The sequence below is a fragment of the Sphingomonas sp. J344 genome (assembly GCF_024700005.1).
In the GTDB taxonomy this organism is placed as follows: Bacteria; Pseudomonadota; Alphaproteobacteria; order Sphingomonadales; family Sphingomonadaceae; genus Sphingomonas.
On record NZ_JAJONB010000001.1, the window covers coordinates 2,885,191 to 2,907,930 of the forward strand.

The 22,740-nt window shown below is 67.1% G+C and carries 21 protein-coding genes, 1 other RNA gene and 4 pseudogenes; 17 read left to right on the forward strand and 9 right to left on the reverse strand.

The window, feature by feature from the left end; genetic code table 11:
* Positions 1-13 precede the first annotated feature (13 nt).
* From ffs to LRS12_RS14735, 4 genes are all read left to right on the forward strand, one after another.
* Positions 14-112, forward strand: an RNA gene (gene ffs / locus LRS12_RS14720) — signal recognition particle sRNA small type.
* 42 nt (positions 113-154) lie between these two features.
* Positions 155-1,777 (forward strand): DNA polymerase III subunit gamma/tau, encoded by a 1,623-nt coding sequence (locus LRS12_RS14725; protein ID WP_257845177.1) that lies wholly within the window; start codon positions 155-157, stop codon positions 1,775-1,777.
* Complete coding sequence (locus tag LRS12_RS14730; protein ID WP_257845178.1) at positions 1,774-2,097, forward strand: YbaB/EbfC family nucleoid-associated protein; 324 nt, start codon at positions 1,774-1,776, stop codon at positions 2,095-2,097. The genes LRS12_RS14725 and LRS12_RS14730 overlap by 4 nt, the downstream gene beginning before the upstream one ends.
* 79 nt (positions 2,098-2,176) lie before the next feature.
* Complete coding sequence (locus tag LRS12_RS14735; protein WP_257845179.1) at positions 2,177-2,461, forward strand: hypothetical protein; 285 nt, start codon at positions 2,177-2,179, stop codon at positions 2,459-2,461.
* A 93-nt stretch (positions 2,462-2,554) separates the two neighbouring features.
* Here the strand turns inward: LRS12_RS14735 and mtgA are convergent, their stop codons facing one another.
* From mtgA to LRS12_RS14750, 3 genes and pseudogenes are all read right to left on the reverse strand, one after another.
* Positions 2,555-3,364: a monofunctional biosynthetic peptidoglycan transglycosylase gene (gene mtgA, locus LRS12_RS14740; protein ID WP_257845180.1), complete on the reverse strand. Its 810-nt coding sequence runs from the start codon at positions 3,362-3,364 to the stop codon at positions 2,555-2,557.
* Between the two features lie 17 nt (positions 3,365-3,381).
* A complete protein-coding gene (gene rpoH, locus LRS12_RS14745) occupies positions 3,382-4,287 on the reverse strand; it encodes an RNA polymerase sigma factor RpoH (RefSeq protein ID WP_257845181.1) in 906 nt (301 codons plus the stop codon).
* 82 nt (positions 4,288-4,369) lie between these two features.
* Positions 4,370-5,316: pseudogene (locus LRS12_RS14750) on the reverse strand (RluA family pseudouridine synthase).
* 12 nt (positions 5,317-5,328) lie between these two features.
* Between LRS12_RS14750 and LRS12_RS14755 the strand changes: the two are divergent.
* Positions 5,329-5,709, forward strand: coding sequence for a M67 family metallopeptidase (locus LRS12_RS14755; RefSeq protein ID WP_257845182.1), 381 nt, complete (start codon positions 5,329-5,331; stop codon positions 5,707-5,709).
* A gap of 23 nt (positions 5,710-5,732) precedes the next feature.
* Here LRS12_RS14755 and LRS12_RS14760 read toward each other — a convergent pair whose 3' ends face one another.
* Positions 5,733-7,007, reverse strand: coding sequence for a serine hydrolase (locus tag LRS12_RS14760; RefSeq protein ID WP_257845183.1), 1,275 nt, complete (start codon positions 7,005-7,007; stop codon positions 5,733-5,735).
* A gap of 121 nt (positions 7,008-7,128) precedes the next feature.
* Between LRS12_RS14760 and LRS12_RS14765 the strand changes: the two genes are divergently transcribed.
* From LRS12_RS14765 to LRS12_RS14775, 3 genes are read left to right on the forward strand one after another with little or no spacing between them, the layout of a single operon-like run.
* Positions 7,129-7,773 (forward strand): histidine phosphotransferase family protein, encoded by a 645-nt coding sequence (locus LRS12_RS14765; protein ID WP_257845184.1) that lies wholly within the window; start codon positions 7,129-7,131, stop codon positions 7,771-7,773.
* Positions 7,773-8,717: a rhodanese-related sulfurtransferase gene (locus LRS12_RS14770; protein WP_257845185.1), complete on the forward strand. Its 945-nt coding sequence runs from the start codon at positions 7,773-7,775 to the stop codon at positions 8,715-8,717. The genes LRS12_RS14765 and LRS12_RS14770 overlap by 1 nt, the downstream gene beginning before the upstream one ends.
* Positions 8,710-9,318 carry a glutathione S-transferase gene (locus LRS12_RS14775; protein WP_257845523.1) on the forward strand — a complete coding sequence of 203 codons (609 nt, stop codon included), beginning with the start codon at positions 8,710-8,712 and terminating at the stop codon, positions 9,316-9,318. Before LRS12_RS14770 ends, LRS12_RS14775 begins: the two co-directional genes overlap by 8 nt.
* Here LRS12_RS14775 and LRS12_RS14780 read toward each other — a convergent pair whose 3' ends face one another.
* The 3 genes from LRS12_RS14780 to LRS12_RS14790 form a co-directional block, all read right to left on the reverse strand.
* On the reverse strand, positions 9,319-9,696 hold the full coding sequence (locus LRS12_RS14780; RefSeq protein ID WP_257845186.1) for a hypothetical protein: 378 nt from the start codon (positions 9,694-9,696) through the stop codon (positions 9,319-9,321).
* 212 nt (positions 9,697-9,908) lie between these two features.
* Positions 9,909-11,132: an RtcB family protein gene (locus LRS12_RS14785; protein ID WP_257845187.1), complete on the reverse strand. Its 1,224-nt coding sequence runs from the start codon at positions 11,130-11,132 to the stop codon at positions 9,909-9,911.
* Between the two features lie 267 nt (positions 11,133-11,399).
* Positions 11,400-12,257 carry a hypothetical protein gene (locus LRS12_RS14790; RefSeq protein ID WP_257845188.1) on the reverse strand — a complete coding sequence of 286 codons (858 nt, stop codon included), beginning with the start codon at positions 12,255-12,257 and terminating at the stop codon, positions 11,400-11,402.
* A 258-nt stretch (positions 12,258-12,515) separates the two neighbouring features.
* Between LRS12_RS14790 and LRS12_RS14795 the strand changes: the two genes are divergently transcribed.
* From LRS12_RS14795 to LRS12_RS14830, 9 genes and pseudogenes are all read left to right on the forward strand, one after another.
* The gene (locus LRS12_RS14795) at positions 12,516-14,825 is read left to right on the forward strand and encodes a chemotaxis protein CheA (protein WP_257845189.1); all 2,310 of its coding nucleotides are present in this window, start codon (positions 12,516-12,518) and stop codon (positions 14,823-14,825) included.
* Entirely contained in the window at positions 14,822-15,253 is a 432-nt protein-coding gene (locus LRS12_RS14800; RefSeq protein ID WP_257845190.1) for a chemotaxis protein CheW, read from the forward strand. Before LRS12_RS14795 ends, LRS12_RS14800 begins: the two co-directional genes overlap by 4 nt.
* 74 nt (positions 15,254-15,327) lie before the next feature.
* Positions 15,328-15,696: a response regulator gene (locus LRS12_RS14805; RefSeq protein ID WP_257845191.1), complete on the forward strand. Its 369-nt coding sequence runs from the start codon at positions 15,328-15,330 to the stop codon at positions 15,694-15,696.
* Between the two features lie 133 nt (positions 15,697-15,829).
* A pseudogene (locus tag LRS12_RS14810) lies at positions 15,830-16,666 on the forward strand (chemotaxis protein CheB); the annotation flags it as partial.
* A 100-nt stretch (positions 16,667-16,766) separates the two neighbouring features.
* A complete protein-coding gene (locus LRS12_RS14815) occupies positions 16,767-17,627 on the forward strand; it encodes a protein-glutamate O-methyltransferase CheR (RefSeq protein ID WP_257845192.1) in 861 nt (286 codons plus the stop codon).
* Positions 17,628-17,681: 54 nt separating this feature from the next.
* Positions 17,682-18,389 (forward strand): N-acetylmuramoyl-L-alanine amidase, encoded by a 708-nt coding sequence (locus tag LRS12_RS14820; protein WP_257845193.1) that lies wholly within the window; start codon positions 17,682-17,684, stop codon positions 18,387-18,389.
* A 47-nt stretch (positions 18,390-18,436) separates the two neighbouring features.
* Positions 18,437-18,946 (forward strand): annotated as a pseudogene (locus LRS12_RS20095) (NAD(P)H-hydrate epimerase); the annotation flags it as partial.
* Between the two features lie 226 nt (positions 18,947-19,172).
* Entirely contained in the window at positions 19,173-19,790 is a 618-nt protein-coding gene (locus LRS12_RS20100) for an NAD(P)H-hydrate dehydratase (RefSeq protein WP_308223026.1), read from the forward strand.
* Entirely contained in the window at positions 19,787-20,983 is a 1,197-nt protein-coding gene (locus tag LRS12_RS14830; protein ID WP_257845194.1) for a class I SAM-dependent RNA methyltransferase, read from the forward strand. The genes LRS12_RS20100 and LRS12_RS14830 overlap by 4 nt, the downstream gene beginning before the upstream one ends.
* Here the strand turns inward: LRS12_RS14830 and truA are convergent.
* Together truA and fmt are read right to left on the reverse strand one after the other, a co-directional pair.
* On the reverse strand, positions 20,980-21,720 hold the full coding sequence (gene truA / locus LRS12_RS14835; protein WP_257845524.1) for a tRNA pseudouridine(38-40) synthase TruA: 741 nt from the start codon (positions 21,718-21,720) through the stop codon (positions 20,980-20,982). The genes LRS12_RS14830 and truA overlap by 4 nt on opposite strands.
* Positions 21,718-22,625, reverse strand: a pseudogene (gene fmt, locus LRS12_RS14840) (methionyl-tRNA formyltransferase); the annotation flags it as partial. The pseudogene fmt and the gene truA, both read right to left, overlap by 3 nt.
* Between the last annotated feature and the right edge of the window lie 115 nt (positions 22,626-22,740).

The window sequence follows — 22,740 nt, forward strand, 5'->3', positions numbered from 1 at the left end:
CCCCCATATGCGCCGCGGGAGTCGGGCGGACGATGCCGTCGCCAACCCGGTCAGATCCGGAAGGAAGCAGCCGTAACGATTTTCGTGTCGGGTCGTCCCGGCTCCCACCTTCCCCACATGACGTGACCGCCCGGAGCCGCTAGGGTCTTCCGCAATGTCCGATTCACTTCTTGGCCTCGACGAACCGCCCCAGCCGCGGGACAGCGTGTATCGCGTGCTCGCGCGCAAATACCGGCCGCAGACCTTTGCCGAGCTGATCGGCCAGGATGCGATGGTGCAGACGCTGGGGAATGCGATCAAACGCGACCGGCTGGCGCATGCATTCCTGCTGACCGGGGTGCGCGGGGTGGGCAAGACGTCGACCGCGCGGTTGATCGCCAAGGCGCTGAACTGCATCGGCCCGGACGGGCAGGGCGGGCCGACAATCGACCCGTGCGGGGTGTGCGAGCCATGCCGCGCCATCGCCGAGGGGCGGCATATCGACGTGATCGAGATGGACGCCGCCAGCCATACCGGCGTCGACGATGTGCGCGAGATCATCGACGCATCGCGCTATTCGTCGGTGTCGGCGCGGTACAAGATCTACATCATCGACGAAGTGCACATGCTGTCGAAGAACGCGTTCAACGCGTTGCTCAAGACGCTGGAAGAGCCGCCGGGGCATGTGAAGTTCCTGTTCGCGACGACCGAGGTGCAGAAGGTGCCGGTGACGGTGCTGTCGCGCTGCCAGCGGTTCGACCTGCGGCGGATTCCCGCCGAGAAGCTTGCCGCGCATTTCGGCGAGGTGGTCGAGAAGGAAGGCGCGCAGGCCGAGCCCGAGGCGCTGGCGATGATCGCGCGCGCGGCGGAAGGGTCGGCGCGCGACGGGCTGTCGATCCTGGATCAGGCGATTGCGCATGCCGGCATGGAGGGCGGGGCGGTCACGGCGGATGCGGTGCGCGACATGCTGGGCCTGTCGGATCGCAATGCGATCCGCGAGCTGTTTACCCAAGTGATCGCGGGCGACGCGGCGGGCGCGCTGGCGGCGCTGCGCGGACAATATGATCTGGGCGTCGATCCGCAGGCGGTGCTGAAATCGCTGTTGGAGACCGTGCATCGCGTGACACTGGCGAAGCTCGGCAATGACGTGATTCCGGGGCAGGCGGCGGAGGAGCGGGCGGCGCTCGCCGAATGGGCGGGGAAGCTCGGCTTTCCGGCGCTGCACCGGCTGTGGCAGCTGCTGCTCAAGGGGCATGACGAGGTGATCCGCGCCGCGCTGCCGATCGAGGCGTGCGAAATGGCGCTGTTGCGCGTGATCCATGCATCGACCCTGCCCGATCCGGGCGAGCTGGCGCGCAAGATCGCCGAGGGTGCGCCGATGGGCGGGCCTGGCCCCGCCGCAACCCCGAGCGCGCCGGCCGAGGCGCCCGCTCCGCGTACCATGGCCGAGCTGGTCGAGCGGCTGGCGGCGGCGCATGAGGTGCATCTTGCGGCGCGGGTGCGGAACCTTGTCCGCCCGATCCGGTTGGAGGAGCCGGTGATCGAGGTCAGCAGCCAGGGACTCCCCGCCGATCTCGTCCATGATTTCGAGAGCGCGTTGCGGCGCGTGCTCGGCAAGCGCTGGTCGCTGCGCGTCACCGATGCGCCTGGCCAGCCGACATTGAATGAAGAACGCGCGGCGCTCGAGGCGGCGGAGCGCGATGCCGTGCTGGCATCGCCCGTGGTCGCCGCCGCGCTCGAAGCATTTCCGGACGCCGAGCTGATCGGCTGGACCCGCGACAACAGGAGGTTTGGGTGAAAAGTATCGAAGACATCATGGCGATGGCGCAGAACGTCCAGAACGAGCTGACCAAGGCGCAGGCGAACCTCGACGGGATCGAGGTCGAGGGTGCATCGGGCGGCGGACTGGTCAAGGTCAAGGCGAGCGCCAAGGGCCGGATCATCGGCGTCGATATCGACAGATCGCTGCTCGCGCCGTCGGAAAAGCAGATGCTGGAAGACCTGGTCGCGGCCGCGCTCAACGATGCGCGAGCCAAGGCGGATGCGGCGGCGTCAGCGGAAATGTCGAAGCTTTCCAGCGGCATCCCGCTGCCGCCGGGGTTCAAGCTGCCGTTCTGAACATCCTGAACATTTCACAACGGGAACAATGATTTGGTCCACTGCGTTGGGCCGCCAATGTTCCTTTGGGAGATGAGACATGGCTGAAGAACGGATTGTCGAGCGCACCGATGGCGTGACTGCGGAACGCGTGACCGAGCGTGGCGGTGGCACGACGGTGATCGAGCGGCGCGGCGGTGGCGGCGGGTTGATCCTCGGCATCATCGCGCTGGTGATCGTCGTGGTCGGTGCCTTCTACTTCCTCAGCAACAATTCGGAGACCCGCAAGGACGCGGCGATCACCGAGGCGGCGCAGGCGGTCGGCGACACGGCGGAAAAGGCCGGCGACGCGATCGACAAGGCAGTTCCGACCGAAAAGAAATAAGACTCGTTCGCCCCCGATGTGTAGGGGTGTCCGTAGGGAGGGTGTGCCGGTGGACTGACGTTTGCCACTTCGGCGATCCGTCATGCCCTCTCCCTACCGCAAACAGGCGTCCAGCCCGTCGCGCTGGACAACGCCGATGCGGGCGGTGATCGAATTGCCGTAGCGGCGGGTGAAGCCCTTTGGCGCGACACCCGCGCGTTTCTTGGGCAGCGGCAGGACGGCGGCGATGCGTGCGGCTTCGGCGCGGGTCAAATTGCCCGCACCCTTCTTGAAATAGCGCCGCGCGCCGGCCTCGGCGCCATAGGTGCCGATCCCGGTCTCCGCGACGTTGAGATAGACTTCCATGATCCGGCGCTTGCCCCAGATCGTTTCGATCAGAACCGTGAACCACGCCTCCAGCGCCTTGCGGAAATAGCCGCCGCCCTGCCACAGAAACACGTTCTTCGCGGTCTGCTGGCTGATCGTCGATCCGCCGCGCAGCACTTTCCCGCCCTTGGCATTGCGCAGCATCGCGGCGGCCATCGAATCATAGTCGAAACCGGAATGGGTACAGAAGCTGCTGTCCTCCGCCGCGATCGCGGCGCGCGCCATGTCGGCGTCGATGCGCGACAGGGGCACCCATTTCTTGGTCACGCCATGGCCGGAAAAGACATCGCCCATCATCGTCAGGGTGAAGGGCGGGGGCACGAAGCGGTAGAGCGTGACCATCGCCACCGACGCGACGACGAAGGCGAGCGCGCCCTTGAACAGCCAGCCGATGATGCGGCGGGCGATCGGCTTGCGGGGTTTTGCGGGCTTCACGGGCTGAATGCCGATTCCGTCGAGATGATCGAGGTCGGGGAGCGGACGCGCGCCGAGCGGTTCCGGGCGCGGTGCGCCCGTTGCGTCGTTGCGATCGTCCATCCGCCCCCCGCCCGAGCTTACATCGCGGGAAGCAAGCGGCGGTCGCCCGCCAGGCGCATCATCGCCTTTTGCAGCTTTTCGAACGCGCGCACCTCGATCTGGCGGACGCGCTCGCGGCTGACGCCATAGACCTGGCTCAGCTCTTCGAGCGTCTTGGGATCGTCGGTCAGGCGGCGTTCGGTCAGGATGTGCTGCTCACGCTCATTGAGCTCGTCCATCGCCTCGACCAGCATCGAGTGGCGGACATCGGCCTCCTGCGCTTCGGCCACGACCTCGTCCTGCAGGGCGCTGTCGTCCTGCAGCCAGTCCTGCCACTGGCTCTCGCCATCCTCGCGCATCGGCACGTTGAGCGACGTGTCGCCGCCCATCGCCATGCGGCGGTTCATCGACGTGACCTCTTCCTCGGTCACGCCCAGATCGTGCGCGATCTTGGCGAGATGCTCGGGCTTGAGATCGCCGTCCTCGAACGCGTCGAGCTTCGCCTTCATCCGGCGCAGGTTGAAGAACAGCTTCTTCTGCGCGGCGGTGGTGCCCATCTTCACGAGCGACCAACTGCGCAGGATGAATTCCTGGATCGAGGCGCGGATCCACCACATCGCATAGGTGGCGAGGCGGAAGCCGCGATCGGGCTCGAACTTCTTCACGCCCTGCATCAGGCCGATATTGCCTTCGGAAATCAGTTCGCTGACCGGCAGGCCATAGCCGCGATAGCCCATCGCGATCTTCGCCACGAGGCGCAGATGCGAGGTGACCAGCTGCGCGGCCGCTTCGGGGTCGCCATGCTCCTGAAAGCGCTTCGCGAGCATATATTCCTGCTCGGGCGCGAGGATCGGGAACTTCTTGATCTCCGCGAGGTAGCGGTTGAGGCTCGCCTCACCACCGAGAGCGGGGATCGTCGCCGGGACGTTGCTTCCGCTGGCCATGGTCACTTTACTCCCTTTCTTGTGGCTTCCCCCTGTAGCGGCAGGGATGCCGGTCGACCCTCCATCCGGACGGGTCAGATACTTATACGATAAGGTTATCCATCAGTTCCTGCATGTCCGCAGGCATTTCGCTATCGAACGCCAAAGCGTGGCTATTGATAGGATGGATGAACCCCAACCGGGCCGCGTGCAAGGCCTGGCGCCGGAAACCCATGGTTTCCAATACCCCCGGTGTTCTTTTTTCGTTCTACCATAAACCGGGTCGCCAATCAACGGATGACCGATCGACGCCATGTGCACGCGCACCTGATGCGTTCGGCCGGTTTCGAGCCGGCATTCGACCAGAGCGGCCTCGTACAGCGGCTTCACCAGCGTCCAGTGAGTGACCGCGCGCTTGCCGCCCGGCTGGATGGCGATCTTCTTGCGGTTTTGCGGCGAACGCGCAAGCGGCGCGTCGACGGTTCCGCCTGACGCTTTCGGTCGGCCCGCGACGATCGCCTGGTAGCGGCGGTCGATCGAATGGTCCTTGAACTGGCGGGCGAGGCCGACATGTGCACGATCGGTCTTGGCCGCGACCATCAGGCCCGACGTGTCCTTGTCGATCCGATGCACGATGCCCGGCCGCGCGACCCCGCCGATCCCCGACAGACTGCCCTGGCAGTGATGCAGCAGCGCGTTGACGAGCGTGCCGTCGAAATTGCCCGCCGCCGGGTGGACGACGAGGCCGGCCTGCTTGTCGATCACGATCAGATGTTCGTCCTCATAGACCACGTTGAGGTCGATCGCCTGCGCCTCGTTATGCGCGGGTTCGGGTTCGGGGACGACGAGCGTGAACAGCGCCCCGCCGGGCGCCTTTTTCTTGGGATCGCGGATCAGGCCGTCGGGGCCGGTGACGTTGCCGGTGGAGATCAGCGCCTTGATCCGCTCACGCGAAAGCGTGGGGAGCGCATCCGCCAAAGCCCGGTCGAGCCGCCAGCCATCTGCCGCATCCGCGATCCGCGCTTCGAGTGTGGAAACCCCCCGGTTCATTGCGCTACGCAGATGGGCATGGGTTTGCGGATTTCAAGCTGTGTTATTGCACTAATTCAGCGCGCAGCGGCGGAGGCCGCGCCGCTGGAGGCGTGCGGGCTGTTGTTCGGGTCCGACGGGGTCGAGCGGGCGAGTGTCGCGGCCAATGTGGCGGACGACCCGGCGCGGCGGTTCGAGATCGACCCGGCGGCGCTGATCGCGGCGTTGAAGGCTGAGCGGGCGGGCGGGGAGCGCGTGATCGGATACTGGCATTCGCACCCCTCGGGCGATGCGACGCCGTCCGCTACGGACGCGGCGATGGCGGCGGCGGATGGGAAGATCTGGGTGATCGTCGCCGGCGAAGCGCTGACCGCGTGGCGCGCGGGGGGCGAGTGGGCTGCATGGGCGGTTTGAACGGGTTGAACTCACGTGAGTCTTCAATCCCCCTTCGGCCCGAGATAGTCCGCGCCGTACACCGCCTTGCGAATATCGGTGTGCAGCGTCGTGTCGAACGGGAAAGTCTGGACGAAGAACACCACCGCCATGTTGTTGGCGGGATCGACCCAGAACAATGTCGTCGCCGCGCCGTCCCAGAAGAATTCGCCGACCGCGCCGCGGTTGCGATCCGGCGTGGCGGGGCGGGCGGTGCGGACGGCGAAGTTGACGCCGAAGCCGCCGTCGATCTTGCCCATCAGCCATTCGCGTTCCTTGATCGCCGGGTCGAGCATGTCGGTCGCCATCAGCCGGATCGTCGCGGGCTTCAGGATACGCGCGCCGTCGAGCTCGCCGCCGTTCAGCAGCATCCGGGCAAAGCGCATATAATCGTCGATCGGGGCGACGATGCCCGCGCCGCCCATCGTCAGCGGGACACCGGGGAAGTTGCGCTCGCGCATCTGGGTGTCGGGCTGGCGGACGAGCCCGCCGCCCTGCTTGATATAGGTCGCGGCAAAGCGCGGGAGGCGGTCCATCGGCTGGTGCCAGGCGGCTTCGCGCATCTTGAGCGGGTCGAAGACATGCTTCTGGACATAGTCGGTGAACTTCATGCCGCTGAGGCGCTCGACCAGCAGCGCCTGAACATCGACCCCGGCGCTGTAGTGCCATTCGGTGCCGGGTTCGGACAGCAGCGGCACCTTCGCCAGACGGCGGCCGAATTCGGCCAGCGTATTCTGTGCATTGAGCGGGTCGGCGGCGACGAACGCCTTGTGCGCCTCGGTCGGGCCGGGACCATAGGCAAAGCCGGCGGTATGGCGCAGCACGTCGCGAATCGTGATCGGGCGGCTCGCGGCGCGCCACAGCGGCTTGCCATCGGGGCCGGTGCCGTCCTGCACCTGCATGTTCGCGAAGTCAGGGAGGTAGCGGGCGAGCGGATCGTCGAGCCGGAACTTGCCCTGTTCCCATAGCTGCATGAGGGCAACGCCGGTGACCGGCTTGGTCATCGAATAGATCTGGACCAAAGTATCGCGCGCGAACGGGCGGCTCGCCTCCCGGTCGGCCACCCCGCGCGTGGCGAAATGCACCTCGCGCCCGTCCTTCCACACCAGCACCGACCCGCCTACCGCGCGGCCGTCCGCGACCATCTGCGTGAGCATCGCGTCGATGCGCTTGGTGTCGAGCTTGACCGCATCGGCCGGCGCGGCGCGGGTCTGGGCGAGCGCGGGGGCCGCCGGGATCGCAAGGGTCAGTGCCGTCAACGCTGTCAGCATATGCCGCATTCAGTCTCTCCCACGTCTGTTTGCGGCGGACGCTAGCCGCGATTGGTCCAGTTGCGAAGAGGGTGTGCTTGCAGCGGCGGCGCGGGTGCGCCAAAGGGGGCGAGGAGCAATGGGAGCATCCATGAACATCTCGCCGACCGACTTTGCCAGCCTGCTCTGCTCGCGCCTGTGCCATGACCTGCTGAGCCCGGTGGGCGCGCTCAACAACGGGCTGGAATTGCTGGCGGACGAGCATGACCCGGAGATGCGCGCGCGCTGCCTGGAGCTGCTCGCGGAGAGCGCGAAGGCGAGCGCGAACAAGCTGAAGTTCTTCCGTCTGGCGTTCGGCGCGGCAGGCGGGTTCGGCGACACCGTCGACACGCGTGAGGCGCAGGCGGCGATCGACGGGCTGTTCGGCGACAACCACCGCGTGTCGATCGGCTGGATGGTCGAGGATCCGGTGCTGCCCAAGCAAGTAATCAAGGTGCTGCTCAATCTCGCGCTGATCGGCGGCGATGCGCTGGTGCGCGGCGGGCAGTTGGATATCGGTGCCGAGGCGCGCGACGACATGGTCGAGATCGTGGTGCGGGCCGAGGGGCCGCGCATCGTGCTGGACGGCGAGCTGCGCGGCGCGCTGAGTGGCGATACCGGCGATTCGCCGGTGACCCCGCGCGCGGCGGCGGCGTATCTCGTGCATCAGCTGGTGACGCAGGGCGGGGGCGAGCTGCAGGTATCGCCGCCCGACGCCGATGTGCTGCTGTTTGGGGCAGCGTTCAAGGTCAGCTGATGAGCGAAGTCCGCGTCGCGGCGCTGTATCAATTCACCCGGTTCGACGATCCGGCGGCCATTCGTGGTCCGCTGCTGGAGCTGTGCGTCGCGCAGGGGGTGAAGGGCACGTTGCTGCTGGCGCGCGAGGGAATCAACGGGACGATCGCGGGCAGCGATGCGGCGATCGACGCGGTGCTGGCGCATATCCGGGCGCTGCCCGGTTGCGCGGATATCGACGTCAAATTCTCGCACGCTGCCGTGATGCCGTTCCACCGGATGAAGGTGCGGCTGAAGCGCGAGATCGTGACGATGGGGCAGCCGGACATCGATCCGCTGGCCGGCGTCGGCCATTATGTCGCGCCGACCGAGTGGAACGACCTGATCGCCGATCCCGACACGGTGCTGATCGACACGCGCAACGATTATGAGGTCGCGATCGGCACCTTTCGCGGGGCGATCGACCCGCAGACGCGCAGCTTCAGCGAGTTTCCCGACTGGTTCCGCGCCAAGCGCGCGGAGATCGAGGCGGAGGGGCGCACGCCCAAGATCGCAATGTTCTGCACCGGCGGTATCCGCTGCGAGAAATCGACCGCGTTCGCGCTGAGCGAGGGGGTCGAGCAGGTGTTTCACCTCAAGGGCGGCATCCTCGCCTATCTCGAACAGGTGCCGCAGGACGCCAGCTTGTGGGACGGCGAGTGCTTCGTGTTCGACGAACGGGTAGCGGTGAAGCACGGGCTTGAGCTCGGCGACCATGTCCTGTGCCGGGCGTGCCGCATGCCGGTGAGCCCGGACGCGCGGGCGTCCGCGGACTATGTCGAGGGCGTAAGCTGCCCGGCCTGTGTCGGCACCCGCACGCCGGAACAGCGCGCCAGCTATGCCGAGCGGCATCGTCAGGCGCTGCTGGCGCAGGGGCGGGGCGAGGCGCATATCGGCGCGGTCTTCCCGGAGCGTGACGCTGACTGACCCGATCCTCTACAGCTTCCGCCGCTGCCCCTATGCGATCCGGGCGCGGCTGGCGCTGGCGGTGAGCGGGATCGCGGTCGAGCATCGCGAGGTGCGCTTGCGCGACAAGCCGGCGGAAATGCTGGCGGCATCGCCCAAGGGGACGGTGCCGGTGCTGGTGCTGCCCGACGGCCGCGTGATCGACGAGAGCCTAGACATCATGCACTGGGCACTGGCGCGGAACGATCCCGAGAACTGGCTGACGGGCGATGATGTTGAGCTGATCGCGGCGAATGATGGGCCGTTCAAGCATCACCTCGACCGGTACAAATATCCTGAACGGTTCGCGGCAGATGACGTGGATCACCGCGCGGCGGGGCTGGCGATTTTAGGGGATCTGGAAGCGCGGCTGGTCGAGCGGGCGTATCTGGGCGGGGAGCGGTTCGGACTGGCCGACGCGGCGATCCTCCCGTTCGTGCGGCAATTCGCCGCGGTGGACCGGGTGTGGCTCGTGGCGCAGGAGCTGCCGCGCGTGCAGGCATGGCTGGCGGCGTTTGTCGGGTCGGGGCTGTTAGAGGGAGTGATGGTGGTGCGGGAGGTTTGGGACAATGCAAAACGCTGACTAGGCCCCACCAATGTAGACAGCGTTCGACGGTGGCGGTGGCCGGAACTCCCAGCCCAACGCCGCTACGGTCGCTTTTGCGGTGTCGCGAATTTGCTCCCAAATGGGGTGCGCGATTAATGCGTCTTCGGTCCAGAAGTCGGCGTTGCTCTCGCCACTGTTCGCCAAAAGAAGATCGCCAAGTGCCTGAAGTGTCACACGGCCTTCAGCGGGCAGTTCGGCTTCGTACCCGGCAATGCCGTACAAGGCATCTTCGAGGTCGAGAGCTAGCTCGTCTGCCTTGCATACGAAATCGGGAAACAGCGCAAGTTGCACCTGCGCGGGATGCGCAAGTGCCAGAACAGCGCGCTCTAGTCTTTCCCATCGCCAGCTTTCCATGAGGCCAATCTAAGCCATCAGTTCCGGCCGGACAATTGGGTGGCGCATCCCGTCTAGCCCTCTCCCGCTTGCGGGAGAGGGTTGGGTGAGGGTCTTCTTTCTTCCTTTCCGGCTTTGGGTGACAAAGAAGAACAGGAAGAAGACCCTCCCAACCCCTCCCGCAAGCGGGAGGGGCTAAGAAGAAGGAAGGCGAGGGGCAGGGCTGGTGAAACTCACCCCTTCACATTCACCACCTGCCGCAGTCGGTGGCGGATGCGCACCAGATCCTGTTGCGCGTCCATCACCGCGCCGATGTCCTTGTAGGCGGCCGGGCTTTCGTCCAGCACGCCTTCGTCCACCCGCGCCTCGATGCCCTGCATCGCGGCCTTGTGGTCCTCCAGGCTGATCAGCTTCTTGGCCTGTCCGCGCGACATCACCCGACCGGCGCCGTGCGAGCAGGAGCAGAAGGACTCGGCGTTGCCCAGCCCCTCGACGATGAAGCTGCCCGTGCCCATCGATCCGGGGATGATCCCCAGCTCGCCCTCGCGCGCGCTCACCGCGCCCTTGCGGGTCACCCACACCTGCTCGCCGAAATGGACTTCCCGGGTCGCGTAATTGTGGTGGCAGTTGATCGCGGCCTTGTCGGTCTTGAAGCCGGGGGCGTGCTTGCGCAGCGCCTCCAGCACCCGGACCATCATCAGCTCGCGGTTGGCCATCGCGTAATCCTGCGCGAAGTGCATCGCTTCGATATAGTCATCGAACAGCTGCGACCCCTCGGTCAGGAAGGCGAGATCCTTGTCGGCGAGATGGAAGTCGAGCGTCTCCTTCACGATCGCCTCTTTGGCGGCGTTGATGAAGTAGGTCCCGATCCGGTTCCCCGTGCCGCGCGATCCCGAGTGGAGCATCACCCACACGCGTTGCTCTTCATCGAGGCATATCTCGATAAAGTGGTTCCCCCCGCCCATCGACGCGAGCTGGTCGCTGGTCTTGCCGTCCACCTTGGGATGCCTGGCGACGATCTTGCGCCAGCGGTCCTCGAACCGGTCGTACCAGGCGCGCGAAACGCTGTTCGGCGTGCTCGCCCAGCCACCCTTGGCGTGGTTGGCCGACTGGTTCGACTCCATCCCCTTGGGCACGGCCCGCTCGATCTCGGCACGCAGCGCGGCGAGATTGTCGGGCAGCTGGCTGGCGGTGAGCGAGGTGCGCACCGCCATCATCCCGCAGCCGATGTCCACGCCCACCGCAGCGGGCACGATCGCCCGCTGGGTCGCGATCACCGAACCGACCGTCGCGCCCATGCCCCAATGGACATCGGGCATCCCCGCCACATGGCGGAAGATGAACGGCAGCGAGGCGACGTTGCGCAGCTGCTGCATCGCGCCGGCCTCGAACGGACCGGCGCTGTCCCACAGCTTGAGCGGCGCGTGATGCGTCTGGTGAACGGAAAACTGGGTCATCGGTAGGTTCCTTCTAGGGGAAGGGACGCCGATTCAGGGGACCAATTGAGCGATGGTGCCGATGAAGCTGCGCCCCGGCGGGCACAGCTTGCCCGCGGGTCAGGTCGTCAGGTTGACGACGCCTCGGTTAAGGATTGCGGGCTTGCTCATGGTGCGAGGCTTTAACCGATTTGGGTGCGATCCGAAAGGGTCGAAATCTGACGCCAGGGGCGGGGGCGTCCAAGGACATGGTCGAGCGCGGTACAACCAAGGCCGCAGCGATGCCGCTCAACGCGGGAAAAGAGCGTGGCGGTGCGGCCAGCAACCAGCTCCAGTGCCTCGATATAGGCGGGGCTGGTCAGGAACTTGTCCGACCCGCGTACCCCGGTGCCGCGCCGCTCGAACAGCTCTGCATGCGCCGTATCGCTGACGATGCGATAGACGGTAGAGCGCGACACGCCGAGCATGCGGGCAAGGTCGGGCAGGGGGGATGAAGGCCCGTTCGCAATCGGCGGGCATCGTGTCGGCGCGCGCAAAGGGGGCGCTGCCCTCGGGCCGGCTGTTCAGATGAACCACGCTGGTCGTGCAGACGAAGTGGATCAGCAGCAGTTCGGCAAAGCGCAGGTCGAAATGTTTCGACGTCCCGGCCATGATGAGGAACAGGTCGAGCGCGGCGAGGATGCAACTATTGTCGCAGGTGCCCGCCCCGAGCGATCCGGGGTCGGTCGCGCCCAGCGCCTCCATCGTCGCGGCGGCGCGGCGCAGGCGGCGGCCCAGTTCCACGCACCAGATCGCGAGTTCGGCGCGCATCGGCACGGACAGCGATACGCCCCCGCTTGCGCCAATCTCCATCCAGTCGAGTTCGGCCATTTTCTGCACGTTGCGCCGGACGGTTTCGAACGGGAGGTCGAGGGAATTGGCGATCGCGTTGATCGACGGCCCGCGCGTCACCGGCAGACCGCGCATCTCGCGGTCGATCAGGTCGCGGGTGACGGAGATCAGTACCGGAACGCAGACCATGCGTGCCCGGGACAGCTCGGGAGGCAGCCTGGCCCCAAGGTCGAGCGTCGCGGCAAAGACTTCCTCCCCGACGACACGGGTGACGAGTCTGCAATTGAGACGCATTGCGTCAAGTCTGGTTGGCATCCGGTCCCCCGAAGAACCAATAGGCCGGGCCGGGCGGGACGCGAAACCTGTTGATTGCATTTTGGGTAGGGCAATTGAACGTGCGTCGATATTCCGGGATTCTACGCATTAACTTTGCACGGGATTCGAAAATTTCGTTTCGTTTCCGTTTTATACTTGGCGTGGCGTTTGCGCATTTTTGAGGGGTGGCACGGGGTGCATCCTAACCACCTGTTAACCGTCCCGATGCCATCACCGCAGGAACGTGTGGGGGCGCCCGTGGACGATCTGTTACAAGAATTCATTGCCGAGACGCGGGAAACGCTGGAGGCGCTGTCAGGTGAGATCGTCGCCTGGGAGGCACAGCCGCACGACCGCGAACGTCTCGACGCAATTTTTCGGTTCGTCCACACGGTCAAGGGAAGCTGCGGATTCCTGGATCTTCCGCGGCTCGCGCGGCTGAGTCATGCGGCTGAAGACGTGCTGGCGGATGTCCGCGCGGGCGAACGCGCTCCTGACCGGGCATTGGTCAATGCAGTGCTGGGCGTGGTCGACCGGATCGGCGAGATCGTCGAGGCGATCGACGCCGGCGCGGCACTGGACGATACCGGCGAAGATCTGCTGATCGCAGCGCTGGCCGGCGGGACTGCCGAAGTCGCGCAGCCCAGCGCTCCGGTGGCACAGCGCGCGCAGAGCCGCAGCGTGCGGCTGAACGTCGATCTGCTCGATCGGATGATGAGCGGCATGTCCGACATGGTGCTCGCGCGCAACGAGCTGTCGCGCCGCCTGCGCAGTGCCGAGGTCGATCCCCAGGTCGAGGCGGCGCTGGAGCGGATGTCGGCGACCGTCGCCGATCTGCGCGACACGGTGACGCGGACGCGGATGCAGAAGATCGACGCGCTGTTCTCCGCATTGCCCCGGATGGTGCGGGACACCGCGGCGGGGCTGGGCAAGTCGGTGCTGCTCCATGTCGAGGGCGCCGAAGTCGAGCTGGACCGCGAGATGATCGAGGTGCTGCGCGATCCGCTGGTCCATATCATCCGCAATTCGATCGACCATGGCATCGAACATCCGGTCGAGCGTCGTGCTGCCGGCAAGCGCGAGAATGGACGGCTGACCGTGTCCGCGCGGCAGTCGGGCAACCAGATCGTCGTCGAAGTGTCCGACGACGGGCGCGGCATCGATGTCGAGCGGTTGATCCGCAAGCTGGCCGATAACGGCCGCGACGAACGCGAGCTGCGGTCGCTGGGCGAACGCGCCAAGCTGGCGCTGATCTTTGAGCCGGGTCTATCGACCAAGGACGAAGTGACCGAGATTTCCGGGCGCGGCGTCGGCATGGACGTGGTCCGCGCCGCGATCGAGCAGATTGGCGGGCGGGTCGAACTGCACAACGATCCGGGCCGGGGTCTGCGCATCCTGATCCATGTCCCGCTGACCCTGTCGATCATCCCCACCATCGTGGTCGGTGCGGGTGGCCAGTCCTTTGCGATCCCGCGCCAGGCGATCGAAGAGATCGTCAGCGAGCGCAGCGACGCGATCCGCGTCGATCGCATCGGCAGCGCATGGGTGGTGACGCTGCGCGACCGTCGGCTGCCGATGATCGTGCTCGCCGACCAGTTGGGGCTGCAGCCGGTGCCTACGGGCACGCATCCGATGGTCGCGGTGGTGAGCATGGGCGAGGGCAGCTACGCGCTGCGCGTCGACGATGTGCTCGACAATGAGGAACTGGTGATCAAACCCGCGGCGCCTGCGATCATGGCTACCGGGATTTATGCCGGGCAGACACTGCCCGACAGTGGGTGTCCGATGCTGCTGCTCGATTGCGCCGGACTGGCGCGCGACGCCGGACTGCAGTTCGAGCGCGCGCGCGAGGTCGAGATCGAGGAAGAGGCCGAATTGCTCGATGACGGCGCGCTTGCCTTGGTGTTCACCGACCTTGACGGTGCGCGCCGCGCGGTGCCGCTGGAAGTCGTCGACCGGATCGAAAAGGTCGGGGCGGGGGCGATTCACCGCAGCGCGGGCCGCCTGCGCCTGACCATCGACGACCGCATCGTGCCGGTCGCGGCGGTCGAGGGTGCGGATCCCAAGCGTACCGGATCGATCCTGCGGCTGCGCGACGGGACGACCGAGATCGCCTACGCCATCGCCGAACCCGCCGATATCGTCGCGATGCCGGCCGAGATTTCACCCGCCAGCGTCCCCGGCCCGATTGCCGGCGTGGCGCTGATCGACGGCGACCCGGTCGAGATGCTCGATCCGATGTGGCTGTTCGGCGAGCATGGCGAGGAGGACGCCGACGAAGCCGCTGCACCCGTCTGTCTGCTGGGCGGTGGCGACACCGGCTGGCTGGGTACCTTTGTCCAACCGCTGCTGGAGAGTGCCGGCTATCGCGTCGTCACCGCGCTGGAACCGGGCGAGGCGGCGCAGGTCGTGCTGACGCTCGACGCCGAGCCCGAGCGCGCCGACGCAGCACCTGTTGTGCGGCTGCGCAGCCGCAAGCGCGGCGGGAATGACGGCAGCATTTATCGCTATGATCGCGAGGCGCTGCTCGGCGCGCTGGCCGATGTCGCGCGGGGAGGCGGACGATGAGCGAGCAACTCTATCTGATCGCGCATATCGCCGGGCAATCGGTGGCGATCGATGCCAACCAGGTCGAATCGGTGGTCGATATCGGCCATGTCGTCGCGGTGCCGCGCGCCGACAGCCATGTCCGCGGGCTCGCCGCGCTGCGCAGCCGGGTGGTGACGGTGATCGACACCCGCGCCGCGCTGGGCCTGGAGCCGGGCGAGAGTGTCGGTCGCGCGGTGATCACGCCTGTGGACGGCCATCATTATGCGATGCTGGTCGACGCGCTGGACGATGTCGCTCCGTTCGAACTTCAGCCGCTGGCGTCCGGCGTGCCGCTGTCCGGCATGTGGCAGCATGCGGGACGCGGGCTGATCGAGCGTGACGGCGAGCCGATCCTGACCATCGACCTGGCGGCACTGGTGCCGGGGCTGACTGCGCCGACCACGTGAGCAGGCATTAACGTCCTACTTACGTATTTCTTCCATAGTCGAGACAAGTTCCGCAGAACCGGGAAGCGTCACGTATGAAAACCTGCCTCGTCGTCGATGATTCCAAGGTGATCCGCAAGGTCGCGCGGCACATCCTCGAGACGCTGAACTTCGAAGTGCGCGAGGCCGGGGACGGTCGCGAGGCGCTTGAGGCGTGCCTGGAGGCATCGCCCGACGTGGTTCTGCTCGACTGGAACATGCCGGTGATGAGCGGAATGGATTTCCTGCGCGCGCTCAAGGACAGCGGCATCGCCGAGAAGCCGAAGGTGGTGTTCTGCACGACCGAGAACGGCATGGCCTATATCCGCGCCGCGATCGACGCGGGTGCCGACGAATATGTGATGAAGCCGTTTGACCGCGAGACGCTGGAGAGCAAGCTCCAGATCGTCGGCGTCGTCGCCTGAGGTAATCCATTCCATGTCTGGCAGCACCCTGGCGGCCGGCATCCAGCCGGATCCGCGCGACGATGTCGTTCGCATCCTGATCGTCGATGATTCAGCCGTCGCCCGTGCGGTGCTGGCCCGGATGATCGAGGGGATGCGCGGCTTTGCCGTGGTCGGGTCGGTCAGCAATGTCGCGGGCGCGCTCGCCTTTCTGGCGTCCAGCCGCGCGGACGTCATCCTGCTCGACCTGGAAATGCCCGGGGTACACGGCCTGACCGGCCTGCCCGACCTGTTGGTGGCGGGGCAGGGGGCGAAGGTGCTGGTCGTCTCATCCGCCGCCGAACGCGGTGCCGCTGCTGCCGTGCAGGCGCTGGCGCTGGGTGCCGCCGACACGCTGGTCAAGCCGGGCGTCGGCAGCTTTGCCGGCAAGTTCGCGAATACACTTGAAGAGCGGTTGACGCGCCTTACCGATCGCGGTGGCGAGCATATGGCTCCGAATGTCGCCCAGTCGATGGTGCCGCAGGAATTCGACATCGTCGCAGTCGGCGCATCGACCGGTGGCATCCATGCGCTGAGCCAGATGCTGCGCGCGATCCCGCCGAGCTTCGAGGTGCCGATCCTGGTGACCCAGCATTTGCCGGCGTCGTTCATGACCTATTTCGCCGCGCAGCTTGCGGTACTCGCCGGGCGTCCGTGCGAGGTCGCCGAGGATCATATGCGCGTTCGCCCCGGCCGGATGTTCGTTGCGCCCGGCCACGCTCATATCCGCTGCGTCCGCACCAGCGAGGGCGTCGGCATCCGCCTGAGCGACGAGCGTTCGGTCAGCGGGTGCATGCCGTCGGTCGATCCGATGCTGGAGTCGGTGGCAGAGGTCTATGGTCCGCGCGGACTGGGCGTCATGCTGTCGGGGATGGGGCGAGACGGTGCCATCGGCGCGCGCGGCCTGATCAATGCGGGGGGAGCGCTGCTGGCGCAGGATCGCGCCAGCTCAGTCGTGTGGGGCATGCCCGGTGCGATTGCGGCGAGCGCGAGCGCAGTGTTGCCCCCGACGAAATCGGGCGAATCGTCGCCAGCCACCGGCGTCCGCGCTGATGTCGGCGACTCAACCCTTTGCCTCTTCGGGCGCGATCAACGTGATCGGCGCGCTGTTGGAACAGCGCACTGGCCAGCAGATCGCGGCAAACCGCGCCTGGCGCATCGAGACCGCGCTGAAGGTCGTGCTGCGCGAACATGGGCTGGACAGCGTCGACCAGTTGATCGGTCGGCTGACCAGTTCGCGCACCGGGCCGCTGGCCGACGCGGTGGTCGATGCGCTGCTCAACAACGAAACCTCATTCTTTCGCGATGCCGGCGTCCTGGAGCTGATGGTCGAGGCTGCCGCTGCGATGGTCGCCGAGCAGCCGGGCCGCCGGTTGCGCATCTGGTCGGCGGGCTGTTCAACCGGGCAGGAGCCCTATTCGCTCGCGATGCTGTTCGAGGAGGCCTATGTCGCCCGCGGGCTTCCGATCCCCGAGATCGTTGCGACCGACGTGTCCGCCGCAACGGTCGAACGGGCGCGGTCCGGGCGTTTCTCGCAGTTCGAGATCCAGCGCGGGTTGCCGATCCGACGGATGATGACCTGGTTCGAGCAGGAGGGGCGCGAATGGGTTGTCCGCCCGGAACTGGCCCGCCGCATCCATTTCCGTCGCCACAATCTGGCGCAAGACCCCGCACCTCCGGGCAAGTTCGATCTCGTGCTCTGCCGCAACGTCCTGTTCTACTTCCCGCCGGCGATGCGCAGTCGCGCCTACCAGACGCTGCGTGGGGCGATCCGCGACGGCGGTGCCCTGTTGCTGGGGGCGGGCGAAACGGTGATCGGACAGACCGATGCATTCGTTCCGTGCAGCCTGATTCGCGGACTGTATCGCGCGGATTCTGCGCGTGAGATGCCGCTGGCCGCACGGGTCGGCTGACACCGGGGCTCAACCGGCTTGCGTTTCGGCGCGCATCGCCGCATCCCTCCGCATATGCAGGACCGGGCCGAGCTCAATATCATCGAGGCGCCTTCGCCCAATTTCAGCGACCGGCTCCTGCCGGTCAGCATGATCGTGCTGCACTATACCGGGATGCGCAGCGCCGAGGAGGCGATCGAGCGATTGCGCGATCCGGCCTTTGGCGTCTCCAGCCATTATCTGGTGGCCGAGGATGGGCAGATCGTCCGCCTGGTGCCTGAGGACAAGCGGGCCTGGCATGCCGGCGGTTCGCACTGGCGCGGCGTCACCGACGTGAATTCGGCTTCGGTGGGGATCGAGATCGTCAATCCCGGCCATGAATATGGCTATCGCCCTTATCCGGACGAACAGATCGAAGCGGTGATCCGGCTGGTCGCCGATATCAAGGATCGGTACGGCATCACGCGCGGCAATGTCGTCGGCCATTCCGACATCGCGCCGACCCGCAAGCAGGATCCCGGTGAGCTGTTCCCCTGGGGCAAGCTCGCGCGCCTGCGGCTGGCGCTGCCGCGCCCGACCAAGAATCTGATGGACCCCGGCTGGAGCGATGCGGGCTTCCTGCTCGCGCTCGAACGCTTCGGCTATGACGTGCGCGATCCGCTGGCGGCGACGGTGGCGTTCCAGCGGCGCTTTCGGCCCGAACTGATCGACGGCACGATCGATGCCGAATGCCGGATGCTGTTGCTCGCGCTGTTGCTGCCAAGACCGCAAGGCGAGGACTGATGTTTGGCAGTGTGCCCGCAGGGGCGCCGGTTCTGACCGCCGCTGCGATGCGCGTGGCGGAGGAATGCGCGATCGCCAAAGGGTCGAGCGTCACCGAATTGATGGAGCGCGCGGGGACGGGGGTCGCCGATTGGGTCCACCGACTGGCGGCGGGCAGCGAGGTGCTGATCCTGTGCGGGCCGGGCAATAATGGCGGCGATGGCTATGTCGCCGCGCGAGTGCTGGCGCAGCGGGGCGTGGCCGTGCGCGTGGTGGCGCTGGGGGAGCCGAAGACTGAGGCTGCGGGTGGGGCGCGGGCGGCCTGGAGCGGGCCGGTCGAATCGTTGTCGGGGGGCACGGCGGCTGCGCCCGTGCTGGTCGATGCGCTGTTCGGGACCGGTCTTGCGCGCGGGCTGGACCCCGCCTTGGCTGAGCTTGTGCAGCGACTGGTCGATCAGGCGCGGCTGTCGATCGCGGTCGATCTGCCGAGCGGAGTCGACACCGATGATGGCGCCGATTTCGGCCTGGCACTGCCGAACTTCGATGTGACGCTGGCGCTGGGAGCGCTCAAACCCGCGCATATGCTGCATCCGGGGGCGCAGCATAGCGGTGTGGTGCGGCTGGTCGAGATCGGGCTGGGTGTGGTCGAGGCACCGGTGCGGACGCTTGCCCGACCGGCGCTCGCAGCGCCTGGTGCACAGGCGCACAAATACAGCCGCGGGATGGTCGCGGTGGTTTCCGGCCCGATGCACGGCGCGTCGGAGCTGGCGGCGCGCGCGGCGTATCGCGCGGGGGGCTGGCTATGTGCTGCTGCTGACCGGGGGACTTCCCAGCACGCCGCACGCCATCGTCCGCCAGCGGTGGAGCGCGGAGGCACTCGACGACACACGCATCGGCGCGGTGGTGATCGGGCCGGGGCTGGGCCGCGACGACCGGGCGCGGGAAAAGCTGGATGCTGCTTTGGCGAGCGATCGACCTCTGGTGATCGATGGCGATGCACTGCATCTGCTCGACCTCGCCGCGCTCAGGGATCGCGCTGCGCCGGTGGTGCTGACGCCGCACACGGGTGAGTTCGAAGCGCTGTTCGGCGCTGGGCCGGGGAGCAAGATCGACCGCGCGCAGGATGCCGCGCGGCGGGCCAACGCGGTTGTCGTGTTCAAGGGCGCGGACACGGTCATTGCTGCGCCCGATGGCCGTGCCAATGTTGCAGCAATCGGCAGCTCTTGGCTGTCGGTCGCCGGGACCGGCGATGTGCTCGCGGGGGCGATTGCCGCGCAACTGGCGAAGGGTAGCTGGGACCTGTTCGGCGCTGTCGGTGCGGGCGTGTGGCTGCATGGCGAGGCAGCGCGCATCCTCGACCGTTGTTTCCTCGCCGACGAACTGGCGGATGCGCTCCCGCACGCCTATGAGCGTGCGCGATGAATGATGACGAGATGATCGTGCGCGTCGCCGCGCGCGGGGACGGGGTGACAGCGGACGGCCGCCATGCCGCGCTGGCGGCACCCGGGGACCGGCTGCGCACGGATGGCAGCATCGAGCGCGGGCCACGCCATGCGGAGCCGCCGTGCCGTCATTTCCCCGAATGTGGCGGGTGCCAGCTCCAGCACCTCGACGACGCGGCCTATGCCGAATTCCTGACCATGCGGATTTCGGGCGCGTTGGCACAGCATGGCCTGACCGCCGAAATTCGCGCGCCGCTGCTGTCGCCGCCGCGCACCCGGCGGCGCGCGACGCTCCACGCCGAACGGCGCGGGCGGCAGGTGCATCTGGGCTTTACCGAACAGGCGAGCCACCGGCTGATCGACATCCAGCAATGCGAGATTCTCGATCCGTGGCTGTTCGCGCTGCTCCAGCCGCTGCGCGGGCTGCTCGCGTCGCATCTGCCCGCGAGCCGCCGGGTCAATGTCCATATGGCGCTGACCGATCAGGGGCCGGACATCCTGGTCGAGGGGCTGGTGACCGACAGTTTGAAGGCGGTCGAGGCAGTGACCGGTTTCGCGATGCGCCACGCGCTCGGCCGGCTCAGCGTCGATGACGGGCTGGGGCCGGAGGCGCGCTGGGAACCCGATCCGGCAACGGTGACGTTCGGCGGGGTCGCGGTCCCGTTCCCGCCCGCCAGCTTCCTCCAGGCGACGCCCGAGGGCGAGTCGGCGTTGGTCGGCGCGGTGCGCGAGGCAGTCGGTGGAGCGAAGTCGATCGCCGACCTGTTTGCGGGCCTCGGCACTTTCACCTTCGCGATGGACCCCAAGGCCAAGGTCTATGCGGGCGAGGGCGCGCGCGACGCGATCCTGTCATTGAAGGCCGCCGCCGGGCGGGCGCAGCGCCAGGTCTTCGCCGAGCATCGCGACCTGTTCCGCCGCCCGCTGACCGCGAAGGAACTCGACCTGTTCGACGCGGTGATCCTCGATCCGCCACGCGCGGGGGCAAAGGAACAGGCGGTCGAGCTGGCGGTGAGCAAGGCACCGGTGATCGCCTATGTCTCGTGCAATCCCGCGACCTTCGCGCGCGATGCCGAAGCGCTGGTCAAGGGCGGCTATCGGCTCGACTGGGTGCAGCCGGTGGGGCAGTTCCGCTGGTCGACCCATGCGGAGCTGGCGGCGCGGTTCAGCCGCTAAGGATAATCCGCCTTCACGAAATACAGCCCGTCCGACGGCGCGTTGAGGCCGAGCCGGGCGCGGTCCTTTGCCTCCAGCGCGGCGCGCAGGTCGTCGGCGCTCCACTGCCCGCGGCCGACCATCGACAGGCACCCGACCATCGACCGCACCTGATGATGCAGGAAGGATCGCGCCGAAGCGTGGATCGCGATCTCCTCGCCCGTCCGCATCACGTCGAGCCGGTCGAGCGACTTGAGCGGGCTGGCCGACTGGCAATGGACCGATCGGAAGGTGGTGAAATCATGCGTCCCCACCAGGATCTGCGCGGCATCGTGCATCGCGTCGGCGTCGAGCGGGTGGGGGACGCGCCATTTCAGCCCCTTGTCGAAGGTCAGCGGCGCGCGGCGGGTGACGATGCGATAGACATAATGGCGCGCGATGCAGGAAAAGCGCGCATGCCAGTCGTCCGGCACCACCTCGCACGCCAGGATCGCGACCGGCACGGCGCGCAGATGCGCATTGAGCGCCTCCATCAGCCGGAACGGGGCGATGTCCTTTTCGATTTCGGTATGCGCGCGCATGCCGAGCGCATGGACCCCGGCATCGGTGCGCCCGGCGGCATGGACCAGCGCGTCCTCCCCGGTAATGCCGTGCAGCGCATCCTCGATCGCGCCCTGAACGCTGGGGCCGTGATCCTGATACTGCCAGCCCATGAAGGGGCGGCCGTCATATTCGATGGTCAGCGCAAAGCGGGTCACAGCCGGGTTCCGGGGGATCGGGAAGCCGTTGAGCAACTCGCGCGTGGTGACCACGCCGCGCCCGGCGCGCTGGACGAGGGTGGGGCGGATGGCTCCGCTGGCGCAGGCGATGGTGAGGTCTCCGTCCATTACCATACCGTCACCCTGGCTTTCGCTGAGGTGGCGGACAGTAGCAGCCAGCACGCGGATGCGCTCGCCGGCAAACTCGAACCATGCACCGGGCGGATTGAACGCGAGGATCTGCCGCAGCACCGCGTCGGCGGGCTGGTCGAAGTCCAGCCGCGTCTCGGCCTTGTCGATCTTAGAGGCGTAGGTGACGCCATCCTCGGCCTGAGCCACCGCCGGATGTCCGTCAAAATCGGCCAGCACCTCCACCATCAGCCGCGCGCCCATCTCCGCCAGTTCGGCAGTCAGCTCGCCGGCAGTCTTGCCCGCAACCGGCGTGCGCCCCTCCAGCCGCACCGGGCCGGTGTCGAGCCCGGCCTCCATCTGCATGATCCCGACGCCGGTTTCCGCATCGCCTGCCAGAATCGCCCGCTGAATCGGCGCCGCACCGCGCCAGCGGGGAGGAGCGAGGCGTGGACGTTGAGGCAGCCCAGGCGCGGGGCCTCCAGCACGCTCACCGGCAGGATCAGTCCATAGGCGGCGACCACCGCGACATCGGCGTTCAGCGCGGCGAAGGCGGCGACGGCCTCCGCGTCCTTCTTGAACGACAGCGGCGTGCGGACTTCGATCCCCAGTTCCTCCGCGCGGGCGTGGACGGGGGAGGGAGTCAGCGCCTTGCCGCGCCGCCCGCCGGGGCGTAGCGGCTGACTGTACGCCGCGACGATAATATGGCCCGCCCCGACCAGCGCATTGAGGGTCGGCACCGCGAAATCGGGGGTGCCCATGAAGATGATCCGCATGGGGTGGCCCTGTAGCGCCATTGCAGCGGGTTGCGCCAGTCACCCTCACCCTCCCTCCCTCTCCCAATGGGAGAGGGAGGGAGGCACGAAGCGCCGGAAGGGTGAGGGTGACTGG

What these genes read in the sequence shown, in the direction of transcription:
- LRS12_RS14725 (WP_257845177.1), top strand. Translation starts at nt 155, where the DNA reads ATGTCCGATTCACTTCTTGGCCTCGACGAACCGCCCCAGCCGCGGGAC.
- LRS12_RS14735 (WP_257845179.1), top strand. Translation starts at nt 2,177, where the DNA reads ATGGCTGAAGAACGGATTGTCGAGCGCACCGATGGCGTGACTGCGGAA.
- mtgA (WP_257845180.1), bottom strand. Translation starts at nt 3,364, where the DNA reads ATGGACGATCGCAACGACGCAACGGGCGCACCGCGCCCGGAACCGCTC.
- rpoH (WP_257845181.1), bottom strand. Translation starts at nt 4,287, where the DNA reads ATGGCCAGCGGAAGCAACGTCCCGGCGACGATCCCCGCTCTCGGTGGT.
- LRS12_RS14755 (WP_257845182.1), top strand. Translation starts at nt 5,329, where the DNA reads ATGGGCATGGGTTTGCGGATTTCAAGCTGTGTTATTGCACTAATTCAG.
- LRS12_RS14760 (WP_257845183.1), bottom strand. Translation starts at nt 7,007, where the DNA reads ATGCGGCATATGCTGACAGCGTTGACGGCACTGACCCTTGCGATCCCG.
- LRS12_RS14765 (WP_257845184.1), top strand. Translation starts at nt 7,129, where the DNA reads ATGAACATCTCGCCGACCGACTTTGCCAGCCTGCTCTGCTCGCGCCTG.
- LRS12_RS14770 (WP_257845185.1), top strand. Translation starts at nt 7,773, where the DNA reads ATGAGCGAAGTCCGCGTCGCGGCGCTGTATCAATTCACCCGGTTCGAC.
- LRS12_RS14780 (WP_257845186.1), bottom strand. Translation starts at nt 9,696, where the DNA reads ATGGAAAGCTGGCGATGGGAAAGACTAGAGCGCGCTGTTCTGGCACTT.
- LRS12_RS14785 (WP_257845187.1), bottom strand. Translation starts at nt 11,132, where the DNA reads ATGACCCAGTTTTCCGTTCACCAGACGCATCACGCGCCGCTCAAGCTG.
- LRS12_RS14790 (WP_257845188.1), bottom strand. Translation starts at nt 12,257, where the DNA reads ATGCCAACCAGACTTGACGCAATGCGTCTCAATTGCAGACTCGTCACC.
- LRS12_RS14800 (WP_257845190.1), top strand. Translation starts at nt 14,822, where the DNA reads ATGAGCGAGCAACTCTATCTGATCGCGCATATCGCCGGGCAATCGGTG.
- LRS12_RS14805 (WP_257845191.1), top strand. Translation starts at nt 15,328, where the DNA reads ATGAAAACCTGCCTCGTCGTCGATGATTCCAAGGTGATCCGCAAGGTC.
- LRS12_RS14815 (WP_257845192.1), top strand. Translation starts at nt 16,767, where the DNA reads ATGTCGGCGACTCAACCCTTTGCCTCTTCGGGCGCGATCAACGTGATC.
- LRS12_RS14820 (WP_257845193.1), top strand. Translation starts at nt 17,682, where the DNA reads ATGCAGGACCGGGCCGAGCTCAATATCATCGAGGCGCCTTCGCCCAAT.
- LRS12_RS14830 (WP_257845194.1), top strand. Translation starts at nt 19,787, where the DNA reads ATGAATGATGACGAGATGATCGTGCGCGTCGCCGCGCGCGGGGACGGG.